Annotated in this window: 15 protein-coding genes; 6 read left to right on the forward strand and 9 right to left on the reverse strand. The window is 72.0% G+C overall.

Annotation, left to right across the window (positions count from 1 at the left end):
- Nucleotide 1 precedes the first annotated feature (1 nt).
- Nucleotides 2–430, reverse strand: a complete 429-nt coding sequence (locus tag ACWD38_RS01125; protein ID WP_184479339.1) for an NfeD family protein — start codon at nt 428–430, stop codon at nt 2–4.
- A gap of 117 nt (nt 431–547) precedes the next feature.
- Nucleotides 548–1,354, reverse strand: a complete 807-nt coding sequence (locus ACWD38_RS01130; protein ID WP_450123054.1) for a DUF3097 domain-containing protein — start codon at nt 1,352–1,354, stop codon at nt 548–550.
- 148 nt (nt 1,355–1,502) lie between these two features.
- Between ACWD38_RS01130 and ACWD38_RS01135 the strand changes: the two genes are divergently transcribed.
- Complete coding sequence (locus ACWD38_RS01135; protein WP_450123094.1) at nt 1,503–2,276, forward strand: hypothetical protein; 774 nt, start codon at nt 1,503–1,505, stop codon at nt 2,274–2,276.
- A gap of 13 nt (nt 2,277–2,289) precedes the next feature.
- Here the strand turns inward: ACWD38_RS01135 and ACWD38_RS01140 are convergent, their stop codons facing one another.
- Nucleotides 2,290–3,114, reverse strand: coding sequence for an oxygenase MpaB family protein (locus tag ACWD38_RS01140; protein ID WP_450123055.1), 825 nt, complete (start codon nt 3,112–3,114; stop codon nt 2,290–2,292).
- Nucleotides 3,115–3,255: 141 nt separating this feature from the next.
- Between ACWD38_RS01140 and ACWD38_RS01145 the strand changes: the two genes are divergently transcribed.
- The gene (locus ACWD38_RS01145) at nt 3,256–3,873 is read left to right on the forward strand and encodes a TetR/AcrR family transcriptional regulator (protein WP_450123056.1); all 618 of its coding nucleotides are present in this window, start codon (nt 3,256–3,258) and stop codon (nt 3,871–3,873) included.
- A 229-nt stretch (nt 3,874–4,102) separates the two neighbouring features.
- A complete protein-coding gene (locus ACWD38_RS01150) occupies nt 4,103–4,585 on the forward strand; it encodes a GNAT family N-acetyltransferase (protein WP_450123057.1) in 483 nt (160 codons plus the stop codon).
- An 85-nt stretch (nt 4,586–4,670) separates the two neighbouring features.
- Here the strand turns inward: ACWD38_RS01150 and ACWD38_RS01155 are convergent, their stop codons facing one another.
- From ACWD38_RS01155 to fabG, 3 genes are all read right to left on the reverse strand, one after another.
- On the reverse strand, nt 4,671–5,699 hold the full coding sequence (locus tag ACWD38_RS01155; protein WP_184479344.1) for a ferrochelatase: 1,029 nt from the start codon (nt 5,697–5,699) through the stop codon (nt 4,671–4,673).
- Nucleotides 5,700–5,776: 77 nt separating this feature from the next.
- Nucleotides 5,777–6,544 carry an enoyl-ACP reductase FabI gene (gene fabI, locus ACWD38_RS01160; RefSeq protein WP_184479345.1) on the reverse strand — a complete coding sequence of 256 codons (768 nt, stop codon included), beginning with the start codon at nt 6,542–6,544 and terminating at the stop codon, nt 5,777–5,779.
- A gap of 73 nt (nt 6,545–6,617) precedes the next feature.
- Complete coding sequence (gene fabG, locus ACWD38_RS01165; RefSeq protein ID WP_450123058.1) at nt 6,618–7,322, reverse strand: 3-oxoacyl-ACP reductase FabG; 705 nt, start codon at nt 7,320–7,322, stop codon at nt 6,618–6,620.
- 273 nt (nt 7,323–7,595) lie between these two features.
- On the opposite strand from fabG, the gene ACWD38_RS01170 reads away from it, so the two are divergent.
- The gene (locus tag ACWD38_RS01170; RefSeq protein ID WP_450123059.1) at nt 7,596–10,484 is read left to right on the forward strand and encodes an FAD-binding and (Fe-S)-binding domain-containing protein; all 2,889 of its coding nucleotides are present in this window, start codon (nt 7,596–7,598) and stop codon (nt 10,482–10,484) included.
- Nucleotides 10,485–10,542: 58 nt separating this feature from the next.
- Here the strand turns inward: ACWD38_RS01170 and ACWD38_RS01175 are convergent, their stop codons facing one another.
- Complete coding sequence (locus ACWD38_RS01175) at nt 10,543–10,935, reverse strand: VOC family protein (RefSeq protein ID WP_184479348.1); 393 nt, start codon at nt 10,933–10,935, stop codon at nt 10,543–10,545.
- 98 nt (nt 10,936–11,033) lie between these two features.
- Complete coding sequence (locus tag ACWD38_RS01180; protein ID WP_450123060.1) at nt 11,034–11,666, reverse strand: TetR/AcrR family transcriptional regulator; 633 nt, start codon at nt 11,664–11,666, stop codon at nt 11,034–11,036.
- 172 nt (nt 11,667–11,838) lie between these two features.
- Between ACWD38_RS01180 and ACWD38_RS01185 the strand changes: the two genes are divergently transcribed.
- Both ACWD38_RS01185 and ACWD38_RS01190 read left to right on the forward strand, forming a co-directional pair.
- Nucleotides 11,839–13,236, forward strand: coding sequence for an MFS transporter (locus tag ACWD38_RS01185; RefSeq protein ID WP_450123061.1), 1,398 nt, complete (start codon nt 11,839–11,841; stop codon nt 13,234–13,236).
- Nucleotides 13,233–14,411, forward strand: a complete 1,179-nt coding sequence (locus ACWD38_RS01190) for an FAD-dependent monooxygenase (protein ID WP_450123062.1) — start codon at nt 13,233–13,235, stop codon at nt 14,409–14,411. The genes ACWD38_RS01185 and ACWD38_RS01190 overlap by 4 nt, the downstream gene beginning before the upstream one ends.
- 3 nt (nt 14,412–14,414) lie before the next feature.
- Here the strand turns inward: ACWD38_RS01190 and ACWD38_RS01195 are convergent, their stop codons facing one another.
- Entirely contained in the window at nt 14,415–15,137 is a 723-nt protein-coding gene (locus ACWD38_RS01195) for an MgtC/SapB family protein (protein ID WP_184479352.1), read from the reverse strand.
- Nucleotides 15,138–15,167 lie beyond the last annotated feature (30 nt).

A 15,167-nucleotide genomic window follows, 5' to 3' on the forward strand; every position in this document is an offset into this window, starting at 1 on the left:
TTCACGGTTGCGCCGACACGATGGCGGTGGCGCCGGAGATCTCCATCACCAGCACCGTCGTGTCGGTCTCCAAGACTTCGGCCTCGTCGAGCGTGCGGGCCGACCACACGTCACCGTCGATGCGGACCCGGCCACCGCGGTGGTCCACGGTGGACACCACGGTCGCCCGCTTCCCCAGCAGCGCGTCCACATTGGTCTTGAGCTCGTTGCGGACCTCGAAGCGACGCTTCAGCGCGGGACGTGCCCCCAGCACGAGCCCTCCGGCCAGCCCGGCGAACACCAGTGCGCTCAACCAGACCGGCGCCCCGAGGGCGACCGCGCCCGCCGTTCCCAGCGCCGCGACGCCCAGCATGACGAGCACGAATTCCCCGGACAGCACTTCGGCGGCCACCAGGAGCAATCCGACGATCAACCACACGAGCGAGGCCATGGGTCCATCGTGGCAGAGCCCACCGGCCTTGTGTGCGAATTCGCTCGACGTGATCAACCCGGGATATCCGGTGGGCACGGACCCGCTCGCCCGCCCGCGCGGCGCGCTCGGACCGGATCAGCCCTCGGTCACGAAGTCGATCAACCGCTCCACGGCGCCGATCAGCGGGGCCTCCAGGTCGCGGAACCCGTTGACCGAACCCAGCACGCGCCGCCACCCGTCGGCCGGTTCGCCCCAGCCGAGCGCGGCGCACGCGCCTTCCTTCCAGTCCTGCCCGCGCGGGACCCGCGGCCACGCCTCGATGCCGACCGAGGAGGGTTTGACCGCCTCCCACACGTCGACGAAGGGGTGGCCGGTGACGCACACGTGCGGATCGGTGATGCCTTCGACGAGCCGGGACTCCTTGCTGCCCTCGACCAGGTGATCGACGAGCACGCCGACGCGGTGCCCCGTGCGGGGGCCGAATTCGGCGAGCAGTCCGGGCAGATCGTCCACGCCGTGCAGCGGTTCCACCACGACGCCCTCGACCCGCAGGTCGTGCCCCCAGACCCGCTCGACGAGCTCCGCGTCGTGCAGCCCTTCGACCCAGATCCGGCTGCCCCGCGCCTCACGCGCCCGCAGGCCGTCGACGTGGACCGATCCGGAGGCCGACGTGCGGGTGGCGGCAGGTGCGGTGGCGGGCGCGGGCACGAGGGTGACCGGTCGCCCTTCGCAGAGGAACGCCGCGGGGCGCATCGGGAACAGCCGCCGCGCGCCGTGGCGATCTTCGAGCACCACGTTGCCCTTCTCCACGCGCAGCACCGCGCCGCAGAAGCCGCTCGCCGGATCCTCGACCACCAGGCCGGGCTCGGCCGGGACCTCGGGGATCTCGCGGCGCTTGCGGCCGGAGGACAGGATGTCGTTGCCGTAGTTGACCGAACGCACGCGCGAACCTTACTCATCCGGGTGAGCCGCGCGGTTCGCGGCGCGCCGCGGGGAGGATCGCGACGCGGCCCACACCGCACCGCCCCCCGGCGGAAATCCGCGTGCGGGATACGTACTCTTCCTTACCGTGCCATGCCCAAGCGCAACGATGGTCGTGTGGGCGTCCGCCTGGTTGCACGGTGCGACCGCCGCGGACGACGTGCTCGACGCTCTGCAGATCTGGGGCGAGTCGCAGGAAGTGCGCGCCGCCGACGACGAACTCGCCGCCCGGCTGGACCTCCCCGGCCCCCAGGACACCCCCGCCGGTCCCGCGCTGCTGTTGGCGGCGCTGCGCAAATCCGGTGCCACCGACGGAGAACTCGCCCTCCCGGTCCCCGGCGACGTCCGGGGCCTCGGTACCGCGAGTCCGTTCTCGAAGCAGGCGTTGCGGCGCGGTGAGGCGGTCATCCTGCCCGAGGCCGGGCTCGGCCTGGTCCCGGAGACGGTCGCCGAGGGCATCCTGCGCTGGACGGTGTTCCCCGTCGGCGAGCTGCCCCCGGCCGAGCACCTGCCGATCGGCGAGGCCGAGCACGGCATGTCCTCGGCGATGCGCGAGGCCGCCAGCACGCTGATCGACCTCGACATCGCCAAGCGGCGCCCCGGCGTGCGCGACGAGATCGCCTCGACCGTCGCCGATCGCCCGAAGCCGCCGTGGCCGGAGGACGTGCCGCAGCGCCCGCTGCGGATCCTGCAGCGCGCCTCCGAGGTGGAGGCGATCCTGTGGGTGGCCACAGACGACGCTCCCGGCGGAGCGCTGTCGGCCTCGGCGACCCGAGCTCGCACGGAGGCGCTGCGCCCGCTGTTCGACTCGGTCCGCGCCGCGCGCCGGGCCTCGATCGCGGAGATGGTCCGGGTGCTCGCCGAGAGCGCCAGCAAGCACTGAGGCGCTCCTCGGTTCACACCAGCGGACTGCCCGCTTTGATGCGGCGGCGCACGTCCCACAGGTAGTAGTTGAACGGGAACTTGCGCAGCACCGGCGGCAACCGCCGGATGACGGCACCCATGGCCCGCATCAGCCGGTCGAAGCGGCGCTGGTCGCGTCCGGTCCAGGGCAGGTGCATCTCGTCGCGGAACCGCTGCGGCAGGAATCCCGTGGTGAGGAACTTGTTGAACCCGCCCAGCGGGGCGCTGACGTAGCGCGGCATGAATCCGAGCACCGCGATCTGGTGCAGGTATTCGCGCACCGTGTCGTCGACGTGCACCTGCTCCAGCGCGTCGTTCCAGTACCGCTCGAACTCGGCGCGGTCGGCGGGCCACATGTCGTCGGTGACCTGCAGCGTGGTGCCGAGCGGGGCGGAGCGCTGGTAGAGCTCGTCGATCTCGGCGTCGGTGAGGCCGCCGACGAGCATCGTGTACACGTCCTCGACGCCGCGGTAGAGGCACGCGGCGACCCACAGCTGCAGGTTCTTGTCGAAGGCGTTGTAGGACACCGGGCTGGACTCGGTGGAGCGCACCCGCGCGTGGGAGCGGTTCGTGGCGCGCCGGAACAGGGCTCGTTCCTCGTCGGTGCCCATCGACGCGACCGCGAGGTAGGTCAGCGTGGTCCGGGTTCGCTTGATGGGGTGTTTGAAGATGTTGCCGGTGTCGACCTCGCTCTCGACGACTCCGTAGCCGACGCCGGGCCGGGCCAGCTGCATGATCACGTTCGCGCCGCCCGCCAGCAGGCCGGCGCCGACGATCAGCTCGTCTTCGCGCACTCGCGATTCGGTGGGAACTGTCATCGGTCCCTCTCCTCCGCTACCGGGCGTTCGCTCGGGCGGCTCCGCCCGGCGAACTCTGCTCACGCCCGTTAGCAGATATGGAACCGATCTTCGCGGAACCTGTCAAGACCGCGCTCCCCCGCGAGATGCCAAGATGGCCGCATGGAGCCGTCCCCCCTGCGCGTGTACGGCGGTGTCGAAGGCGACGACCGCAGGGCCGAGCGACGGGCGCAGTTCCTGGAAGCGGGCCTCGACCTGCTGGGGTCCGGCGAAGCGACGTTGTCCGTGCGCGGCGCGTGCAAGCAGGCCGGGCTCGCGGCCCGCTACTTCTACGAGAGCTTCACCGACCGCGAAGCGCTGGCCGCCGCCGTCTACGACCACGTCATCGAGGACCTCGCGAACCGCACCCTGGAGGCGGTCGCCGCGGCGCCGTTCGACGCGCGGGCGAAGGCTCGGGCCGGGCTGAGCACCCTCGTGGGCATCGTCGGCGACGATCCGCGGCGCGGCCGGTTGCTGTTCTCCGCGCAGGCGGGCGCCGCGCTCGCCGAACGCAGGCGGCGCTCCACGTTGCTGTTCGTGGGGCTGCTCGGCGGTCAGGCCAAGGACTTCTACGGCCTGCCCGACAGCGCCGATCTCGACGTGCTCAGCCAGTTCGCCGTCGGCGGCCTCGCCCAGACGCTCACCGCCTGGCTCGACGGCACCCTGCCCGTCGACCGCGATGCCCTGGTCGAGCACTGCACGAACATCTTCCTCGCCGTCGGCGACATCTCCCCGCACTGACCCGCACCGGCCTCGGCGAACCCGGACCGTGACCCGGCGGACCGTTCGCGAACGACGAATCCGGACGCGCGGCGGAACCGGCTACGATCCGCGGCATGGAGTGCTTCGCCGCCCTGCGCACCCGCCGCTGAGGGGCCGCTCACCGCCGGTCCGCACCGGCCGTGGGCGAACCCACCCAATGCCCTCGTCAGCACCGGGTATCGGCCCTCAGCTCGAAAGGCACCCCATCATGCTCATCCGCGCGTTCGCCCGCGATGATCTCGCCACGCTCACCGAACTGACCATCAACACGTTTCGGCCGTTCTACGAGGACGTCTTCCGCCCGCTGGTCGGCGAGGTCGTCTTCGCCAACCAGCACGGCGATTGGCGCGAGGACTACCGCAAGCAGGTAGCCGAGCTCCACGCGCCACAGCGGCACACCTACGTCGCCGTCGCCGAGCTCGGAGGCGCCGTCACGGGATACGTGGCGTGGAGCGTCGATCCGGCGCGCCGCAGCGGCACGGTCACGCTGCTCGCCATCTCCGCCGAACACCGCAGGCAGGGCGTGGGCACCGCGCTGTGCGAGCACGCCTTCGACGCAATGCGCGCGCTGGGTGCGGAGGTGGTCGAGATCGGCACGGGCGGAGATCCCTTCCATGCCCCGGCCAGGTCGCTGTACGAGCGGCTCGGGTGCGTCCCGCTGCCGGTCACCGCCTACTACCGGCGACTCTGACCGCCCGTCTCCCGGCGACTGCGCGGGACACCGGACTCTTCCGGGACGGGGCTCAGAACGCCCGTCCCGGAAGAACCAGCCGGGCTCAGCCGTTGACGGAGGTGCAGCAGCCCGGGGAACAGGCTTCGCCGTTGCGACCGCAGCCCGCGGCGGGCATCAGCGACAGCTTGCGGGGGCGAACCTCGTCGACGTGCTCGGAGATCAACTCAACGATCATCTTCGCGAACCGCGGGTCGTCCCCGGCGGTACCGGCGCGGGCGAAGCCCATGCCGAGCTCGGCGGCCTTCTCCGCGGCCTCGTTGTCCAGGTCCCACACCACTTCCAGGTGGTCGGAGACGAACCCGATCGGGCTCACCACGACCGAGGCGACGCCCTTGGCGTGCAGCTCCTCGATGTGGTCGACCACGTCCGGTTCCAGCCACGGCACGTGCGGCGGGCCGGAGCGGGACTGCCAGACCACGTCGTAGGTCTCCACTCCCGCCTCCTCGGCGACCAGCCGGGCGGACTCGGCGATCTGCCGCGAGTACCACTCGGGCCGACCGTCGGGGCCCTGCGCGGAGTCGGCGCGCAGCGGGATGGAGTGCGCGGTGAACACCAGCCGGGCCTCGGTGTCGCCCAGGTCCGCGTAGGCGCGGCGCACCGCGTCGGCGTTGGCGGACACGAACAGCGGGTGGTCGAAGAACTGGCGCAGCTTCACCAGGTCCGGGGCCTGCTCCCCCACGGCTTCGCGGGCCCGCACGATGTCCTCGTGGTACTGCTTGCAGCCCGAGTACCCGCCCCACGCCGAGGTGGGGAACACCAGCGCCCGGCGCACGCCGTCCTCGGCCATGCGCGCCACGGTGTCCTCGATCATCGGGTGCCAGTTGCGGTTGCCCCAGTACACCGGCAGGTCGCGGCCCTCGGCGCGCAGCTGCTCCTGCAGGCCGGCCATGATCTCGCGGTTGAGGCGGTTGATCGGCGACACCCCGCCGAAGTGGTGGTAGTGCTCGGCGACCTCGTCGAGCCGCTCCGGTGGCACGCCTCTGCCTCTGGTGACGTTCTCCAGGAACGGCCGGACTTCTTCCGGGCCTTCCGGTCCACCGAACGACAAGAACAGCAGCGCATCGAAACTCACCTGACCATGATGGCCCCGAGCGGAATCGGCCGCTCACGCGGGTGGGGCGTGCGCGATCGGCGCACGCCCCACCGGTCTCACGCGCCGAGCGCGGAGAAACCGCCGTCGACCATGATCATGGAACCGGTCGTCTTGGGCAGCCAGTCCGACAGCACCCCGCAGATCGACTTCGCCACCGGCGTCGGGTCGTTGACGTCCCAGCCCAGCGGCGCACGCTCGGACCAGGTGTCCTCCAGGCCGGAGAACCCTGGGATGGACTTCGCGGCCATCGTGCGCACCGGGCCCGCCGAGACCAGGTTGACCCGGATCCCCCGCGGCCCCAGCTCACGCGCCAGGTAGCGGTTGGTCGACTCCAGCGCCGCCTTCGCCACGCCCATCCAGTCGTAGGCAGGCCACGCGACGCGGGCGTCGAAGTCCATTCCCACGATCGAGGCACCCTCCGACAGCAGCGGCAGCGTCGCGGTGCTCAGGGACTTGAACGAGTACGCCGAGATCTCCAGCGCCGTGGACACGTCCTCCCACGGCGCCTCCAGGAAATCCCCACCCAGGCAGGACGCCGGGGCGAACCCGATCGAGTGCAGAACGCCGTCGAGGCCGTCGACGTGCTCGCGCACCCGGTCCGCGAGGCTGTCGCGGTGCTCGGCGCTGGTCACGTCGAGCTCCAGCACCGGCGCGGGCTTGGGCAACCGGCCCGCGATGCGCTCCACCAGGCTCATCCGGCCGAACCCGGTCAGCACCACCTCGGCGCCCTGCTCCTGGGCCATCTTGGCCGCGTGGAACGCGATCGACGCGTCGGTGATCACGCCGGTGATCAGGATCCGCTTGCCTTCGAGCAATCCGCTCACGTACTTCCTCCGCTGTGCTTGCTGAGGCCCGCCACCGGGCGGGCCGGACGAAAACTGGATCGGCGCCGGGAGCTCAGTGGCCCATGCCGAGGCCGCCGTCGACGGGGATCACGGCGCCGGTCACGTAGGCCGCGGCGTCCGAGGCGAGCCACGCCACGGTGCCCGCGACCTCCTCGGGCTCGGCGAAGCGCGCCAGCGGGATCTGCCCGAAGATCTCCTTCTTGCGCTCGTCGCTGAGCTGGTCGGTCATGTCGGTGGTGACGAACCCGGGCGCGACCACGTTGGCGGTGATGCTGCGCGAACCGAGCTCGCGGGCGATGGACCGCGACAGGCCGACCAGGCCCGCCTTGCTCGCCGCGTAGTTCGCCTGCCCGGCCCCGCCGGACAGGCCCACCACCGAGGACACGAAGATCATCCGGCCGCGCTTGAGGCGCAGCATGCTGCTCGCCGCGCGCTTGGCGACCCGGTAGGAACCCGCCAGGTTCGCGTCCAGGACGCGGCCGAACTGCTCCTCCCCCATGCGCAGCAGCAGCCCGTCGTCGGTGATCCCGGCGTTGGACACCAGCACCTCGACCCGGCCCTGCGCGGCCTCCACCTCGTCGAAGGCGGCCGAGACCTGGTCGGCGTCGGTGACGTCGCACTGCACGCCGCGCAGCCCGTCCGGGGCGCCGGATCCGCGGTGGGTGACCGCCACCTCGTCGCCCGCGGCCTGGAACGCGCGCGCGATCGCCAGCCCGATGCCGCGGTTACCTCCGGTCACCAGTACGGACCGTCCCACTGTGGATCTCCTCCCGAATGCCCTGCGTGGTGAACGCCCGCGCCTCGACGGCGCAGCCGATTCACCTGAACAGCCGCGACATTATCGGTTCACCCGCGCGTCCCTCCCATCCACTCCGCACAGAAAACGACCTCCAGAGTGGTGCCGCGCCGACAGTGGACACCGCCGTCGGGCGCCGCGAGGCCCTACGGTGCAGTCAGCGGTGATCCGAACCGCACGCACGTACCCGGACCGTCCCACCGATCGCGCCGATCCTGGTCAGGAGCACCCCCGATGACGACCGCCGCCCACCACCGGCCCACCGCGAACCTGCCCGAACCCGCCGAGATCGCCGCCGCGCTGCGCGGCGTGCTCGACGGGCTGGCGCGCTTCGACCCCGGCACCCGCGCCCTGTACTCCACCGACGCCTCCAACTACCGGCAGGTCCCGCTGGGTGTGGTGTTCCCGCGCCACGCCGACGACGTGGCCGCGACGATGGCCGTGGCCCGCGAGCACGGCGTGCCGATCACCGGGCGCGGCGCGGGCACCAGCATCGCGGGCAACGCCTGCGGTCCCGGCCTGGTGCTCGACTTCTCCCGGCACTTCAACCGGATCCTCGACGTGGACCCCGAGCGCCGACTGGCCACAGTGGAGCCGGGCGTGGTGCTCGACGCGCTGCAGGCCGCGGCGAAACCGCACGGGCTCGCGTTCGGACCGGACCCCTCCACCCACAGCCGCTGCACCCTCGGCGGCATGATCGGCAACAACTCCTGCGGCACGCATTCGGTGGCGTGGGGCAAGACCGTGGACAACGTGCGTTCGCTGGACGTGCTGCTCTCCGACGGCACCCGGCTCACCGCGGGAGCCACGCACGAGTCCGAGCTCGACGCGCTGTGCGCCCGCGGGGACCGCACCGGGCGGCTGTACCGGAACCTGCGGGAGCTGCGCGACTCCTCGGCGCAGCTGGTGCGCGACTCGTTCCCCGACCTCACCCGGCGGGTCTCCGGCTACAACCTCGACCAGCTGCTGCCGGAGCAGGGCTTCCACCTGGCGCGGGCGTTGACCGGCACCGAGGGCAGCTGCGCGGTGCTGCTGGGCGCCACCGTCGAGCTCGTCGACGTGCCCGCGTGCCGGGCGATGATCGTGCTCGGGTTCGACGACAGCTACGCAGCAGCGGACCAGGTGACCCGGTTGCGGGGGCTGGACGCGCTCGCGATCGAAGGGCTCAGTTCCGAACTGGTCGACGTGGTGCGCGGCCGCAACCCCGCTTCGCCCGCGCTGCGGCTGTTGCCGGGCGGTCGCAGCTGGCTGCTGGTGGAGGTCGGCGGCACCGACGTGCGCGACGCCGAGAACGCCGCCGAACGGGTCCGCCGGGCGATGGGTTCGCGCGCCGAGTCCGTCGTGCACACCGACCCGGCGCGGATGGGCGCGCTGTGGAAGATCCGCGAGGAGGGCTCCGGTTACTCGACGCGGATGGCCGACGGCTCGGAGCGCTGGTCCGGCTGGGAGGACGCGGCCGTGCCCCCCGAGCGGCTCGGCGCCTACCTGCGCGAGTTCGACGCGCTGCTGGCGCGGTTCGGCCGCAAGGGCGTCACCTACGGCCACTACGGCGACGGCTGCATCCACGTGCGCGTCGACTTCGACCTGCTCACCGGGGGCGGCGCGGCCCGCTACCGCGAGTTCATGGAGGCCGCCGCGGACCTGGTCGTCGCCCACGGCGGTTCGGTCTCCGGTGAGCACGGCGACGGGCAGGCCCGCTCGGAGCTGCTGGCCCGCATGTACCCGCCGGAGGTGATCGGCGAGTTCGAACGGTTCAAGGCCGCCTTCGACCCCGACGACCTGCTCAACCCCGGCCAGATCGTGCGCCCGCGCCCGCTCGACTCCGATCTGCGGCTGCTGGTGGCGCCGCCGCGCATCCCGACCCGCACCACGCTCGCGCTGCACGCCGACGACGGTGATCTCGCGCCGGCCAGCCGCCGCTGCGTCGGCATGGGCAAGTGCCTGAACACCACAGGTGGGGTGATGTGCCCCAGCTACCGGGCCACGAAGGAGGAGAAGCACTCCACCCGCGGCCGCGCGCACCTGCTGTTCGAGATGCTCAACGGTTCTCTCGTGCGCGGCGGCTGGCGCTCACCGGAGGTGCGCGAGGCGCTCGACCTGTGCCTGTCCTGCAAGGGCTGCAAGACCGACTGCCCCGTCGGTGTCGACATGGCGACCTACAAGGCGGAGTTCCTGCACCACCACTACCGCCACCGGGTGCGGCCGGCTTCGCACTACTCGATGGGTTTCCTGCCGCTGTGGCTGGCGCTGGCGCGGTTCGCTCCCGCGCTGGCCAACGCCGTGCTCGGCGGCCGGGCGGCGCCGCTGATCAAGCGCCTCGGCGGCATCGCCGCGGAACGGGAGATGCCGCGGATCGCGGGAAGGTCGCTGCGTTCCTGGTGGGCGCGGCGTGAACACCCCGCCACGCCCGGCGAGCAGCGGGCGCTGCTGTTCCCGGACACCTTCACCGACCACTTCGACCCGCACATCGGCCGCGACGCGGTCGTCGCGCTGGAACGCCTCGGGCACACCGTCGAACTCCCCCGCGAGCCGGTGTGCTGCGGGCTCACCTGGGCCTCGACGGGGCAGCTGGGCACCGCGCGCCGCGTCGTGCGCCGCACCGCGCGGCTGCTGCGACCGCGGATCGACGCGGGGCTGCCGGTGATCGGGCTCGAACCGAGCTGCACCGCGTTCCTGCGCAACGACGCGCTGGAGCTCGCTCCGGACGACCCGGACGTGCGGGCGTTGGCGGCGGCGACCAGGACCTTCGCCGAGCACGTGGAACCCACTCGCGAGCGCTGGCAGCGCTCCGGCGGCGGGAAGGCCCTGGTGCAGCGGCACTGCCACCAGTACGCCGAACTCGGCTTCGACGCCGACGAAGCCGCGCTGGCGGCCACCGGCACCGATGCGCGCGTGCTCGACGCGGGCTGCTGCGGGCTCGCGGGCAACTTCGGGTTCGAACGCGGCCACTACGACGTGTCGATGGCCTGCGGCGAGCAGGCGCTGCTGCCCGCGGTGCGCGCCGCCGATCCGGGCACGGCGGTCGTCGCCGACGGCTTCAGCTGCCGGCTGCAGATCCGCCAGGCCACCGAGACCGAGCCGGTGCACCTGGCCACGCTCGTGCGCCGCGCCCTCGACTCCTGACGCCGACGGGGTGCGTGCCCCCTCCGATGTGGAGGGACCACGCACCCCGTGATCACGGTCAGCCGGTCTGGTGGGCGATCTGGATCAGGTTCCCGCAGGTGTCGTCGAGCACCGCCGTGGTCACCGGCCCCATGTCCACGGGTTCCTGGGTGAAGCGCACCCCCAGCGCCCGCAGCCGCTCGTACTCCGCCGCGACGTCGTCGACGGCGAACGACGTGTACGGGATGCCGTCGGCGACCAGCGCGTCCTTGAAGGGTTTCGCCGCCGGGTGCCCGCTGGGTTCGAGGACCAGTTCGGTGCCGCCCGGGTCCTGCGGCGACACCACGGTCAGCCACCGCGCCCCGCCGCCCATCGGGATGTCGTGCTTGAGCACGAATCCCAGCACGTCGGTGTAGAACCGCAGTGCCGTGTCCTGGTCGTCGACGAGCACGCTCGTCAGGTTGATCCTCATGCCGGTGCGTCTCCCTCCGCGTCGGCGCCGCCGACGGGACGGCCCCGCGGCCATTGTCCGGCCGGCCTCCGACGGCGGCCGGATCGGCGCCGACGGCCCTACCCGGCCCGGTAGGCCCGGAGGAAGGTCCGCACGCCCTCGACGACGAGCGGCCGCACGCGGGAGTCCTCGGCGGCGTTCGCGGAGCCGAGCCGGTCCAGCGCGACGCCGAAGGTCAGCGCGATGAACTGGTCGGCCGCGAGCCGCGGGTCGGGCACGTCGAGCAGCCCCGCCGCGGCGAGAGCGGCGAACCGGTCGGCGACGGCCTCGTCCGGGGTGTCGGCCAGGGAGTTGTAGCCCTGGTGCGGCAGGTTGCCGGATTCGGCCCGCACCAGCCGCCGCAGCGTCGCGTGCTCCGCCGAGCCGAGCATGTCGGTGGAGATGCGCATCGAGAACGCGACCAGGGCGTCTTCGAGCTCGGCCGCGTCGGTGAGCCCGATGAGGGTGTCGTCGAGGGTGCGCCGGATCGTGGTGATCAGCGAGGCGCCGACGGCGTCGACGACCGCGTGCAGCAGCGTCCGCTTGTCGCCGAAGTAGTCGTAAACGGTCCGCTTGGACACCTCCGCGCGAGCGGCGACCGCGTCGACGCTGGACCGGTCGAAACCGTCGGCGAGGAACAGTTCCCGGGCCGCCGAGAGGATCGCCGCCCGCTTGTGCGCGGACCCCTCGCGCAGTGTCTTCGTGGTCGGCATGGGCACAGCTTAACGTTACTACACTGCACGGTGTAGTGTAGTTTCGGGTCAACGGGACCGACACGCGAGCACCGGTGAAGCCCGGCCCCGGCGCCGCCCCGGTCACCTCCGGAACCCCACACCGCACTCCGCTCGCCGCCCGCTCGGACCGGCGACGACGGAAAGGACCTCCATGACCACGACCCTCGACCCCCCGATCCGCATCGGGAAACCGGCCGTCGCGGCCCTCGGCCTGCTGGCGATCGCCACCGGCGCCTTGGAATCGGTGGTGACACCGACGCTCCCGCTGCTGCAACGCGAACTCGCCATGAGCCCCGCCGAAGGAGCACTGCTCAGCGTCATGCTGCTGATCACCGGCGCGCTCATCACCCCGATCGCCGGCAAACTGGGCGACCGCTACGGCGGCGAACGCGTCCTGATCCGGCTCATGGCGGTGGTCTGCGCGGGCGGCCTCGTCTCCGCCGTCGCACCGAACCTGCCCGTCCTGCTGCTCGGCCAAGTGCTGCAAGGCGCGATGGTGGGCGCGTTACCCCTGTCGTTCATCCTGGTGCGCCGCCACCTCCCCGAAGGCGAGTCGAAGGTGGCCATCGGCGTGGTCAGCGGCCTGTTCGTCGGCGGCGGCATGGCCGGCACGCTGGCGGCCGGCCCCGTGGCCGAAGGGCTGTCCCGGCACTGGATGTTCGCGCTACCGACGATCGCCGTGATCGGCTCCACCCTGCTCGTGGCACGGCTGATCCCGCACGCCCCGCCAGGCAGGTCACCCGACACCGGGATCGACCTACCAGGGTTCGCCCTGCTGAGCGGCACGCTGATCACGCTCATGCTCGTGCTCGCACTGGCACCCGACATCGCCACCCGACCGCTCGTGCTCGGCGCCCTCATCACGGTCCTCGCCGCCTTCACGGCCGGCTGGGTCACCGTCGAACGACGCGCGGTGACACCGATGGTCGACCTGCGAATGCTTGCCCGGCCCGCCGTGTGGAAGTCGTGCGTGCTGACGTTCGTGATCTGCGTCGGCACGTCGGTGGCGGTCTACCTCGTCCCGCAGCTGCTCGCGGCCCCGGCCGACGCCTACGGTTTCGGGGCCGATGCCACCGAGATCGGCCTGATCCTGCTGCCCGGTGCCGTGACCGCCGCACTGGCCGGCCCGATCAGCGGACTCGGAGCACGGCGGTTCGGCTCGCGCGCCGTGGTCACCACCGGAATCGTCCTGATGGCCGCCGCCCTGATCTCCCTCGCCGTCGCGCACTCCGAGATGTGGCACCTCGTCGTCGGCAAAGCGATGATCGCGCTCGCCAACGGCCTGTGCGTGACCGCCATGGTCACCAGCACCGCCACCTCCGTCGACCACGCCGACACCGGCATCGCCACCAGCCTCGTCCTGGTCACCCGCGTGGTCGGCTTCGCCGTGGGCGCGCAGCTCAGCGGCGCGCTCCTCACCGCCGCGACCCCGCCCGGATCCGACGTCCCCGCCGAATCGGCCTTCATCGCCGGCTTCATCCTGGCCGGCATCGTCACGACTACGGCACTGCTCGTCGCCCGCACCCTCCGCAGAGGAGCCCGGAAATGACCCGCACCGAACCGAAGCGCACCGTCCTGATCTCCGGCGCCGGAGTCGCCGGACTAGCCCTCGCGTGCCGGCTCGACCGCCGCGAATTCGACATCACCCTCGTCGAGAAGGCGAGCGCGCCACGCCACGGCGGCTACCCCATCGACGTGCGCGGCACCGCCCTCGAAGTCGCCCAGCGAATCGGAATCCTGCCGCGCCTGCGCGACGCGCACATCGACCTGCGCCGATTGACCTTCCTCGACGAACACGGCGACGAGATCGCCGCGCTCCACCCGCACGCCCTCACCGGCGGCGCGAACCAGGACCTGGAAATGCGGCGCGGCGACCTCACCACGGCACTGCACGCGGCGGCCCGCGATGATGTCGAGTTCCGGTTCCACGACTCCATCAACACCCTCCACCAGCACCACCACGGCGTCGACGTCACCTTCCGCGGCGGCGACTCCCGCACCTTCGACCTCGTGATCGGCGCGGACGGGCTGCACTCGCGCACCCGCGAGCTCGTGTTCGGCCCCGAACGACCGTTCCACCGCTACCTCGGCCACTGCTTCGCCGGATTCACCCTGCCCAACACCTTCGGGCTCGCCCGCGAAACCGTGCTGTGGAACTCCCCCGGCAGGGCGGCCGCCCTCTACGCCGCAGGCGACGACACCGTCCACGCCCTCCTCGACTTCACCCACCCGGGACCGCCGTCCGCCGCGTTCCGCACCCCCGAAGCCCAGCACCACCTGGTCACCACGGCCTTCGCCGACGCCGGATGGGAGATCCCCCGCCTGCTCGCCGCGATGCGCGACGCCGACGACCTGTTCTTCGACGCCGTCGGCCAGATCCGCATGCCCCGCTGGACCAGCGGCCGGGTCGCGCTGGCCGGCGACGCCGCGCACGCCCCCTCGTTCCGCACCGGACAAGGCACCAGCCTCGCGCTCGTCGGCGCCTACGTGCTAGCCGACCACCTCACCGGCCAAGACCACACCGCGGCCTACGCCGCCTACGAACGCACCACCCGAGACTTCGTGACCGCGAACCAGGACCAGCTCGGCGACGGCGCGCTGTTCCCCACCACCGCGCACGCCCTGCACCAGCGCAACGCCAAGCTGCGCGAGCTCCGCACCGCCCCCGCCCCGGCCGCACGGCCCGCACACTCGGCCCTCACCCTGCCGCCCCTCAGGACATGACCCTCAAATACCGGCCTCCGCCGAATCACCGACCGCCGCGTGCAGCACCCCCGGGAACGTGTTGATCTCCTCCACCAGATCGCCCACCGGCCGCTTGCCCTGCAGCCGCACCGCCACCACGGCGGTGCGCTGCTGCTCGTCATCGGTGTCCTCGCGCTCCACCTGCAGGTCCAGCACCTTCAACCCGCGGCTCGTGCACAACGTCAACACCTCCCGCAGCACCCCGTGCCCGTCCAGATACCCGACGCGCACCACCTGCGGCTCCCGCAACACCCCGCGCAGCAACCGCAACAACCGCGGATACCCCACCGCGACCAGGAAGTGCACCAGCGTCGTCGCCGACGCCAACAGCACCAGCCCACCCCCGCAGGCCATCCCGATCGCCGCGACCATCCACACCGTCGCCGCCGTCGTCAGACCCCGCACCACATCGCGGCGCACGAAGATCAACCCACCGCCGATGAACCCGATCCCCGACACCACCTGCGCGGCCACCCGCGACGGGTCCAGCGACACCCGGTCGAACTCCAGCATGTCGCCGAAGCCGTACTTCGACACCAGCATGAACAACGCCGCACCCACCCCGACCAAGGTGTGCGTGCGCAGACCCGCGCTCTTCGCGCGCACCTCCCGCTCCAAGCCCACCAGGCTCGACAGCAGCAACGCGCTGCCCAGCTCCACGAGCAGCGGCAGCTCACCCAGACCTGCGACCACTTCGTCCGCCATCGCACGAACGTAACCCAGCCCCGCCCGCTC

The sequence above is a fragment of the Saccharopolyspora sp. NPDC002578 genome (genome assembly GCF_053592695.1).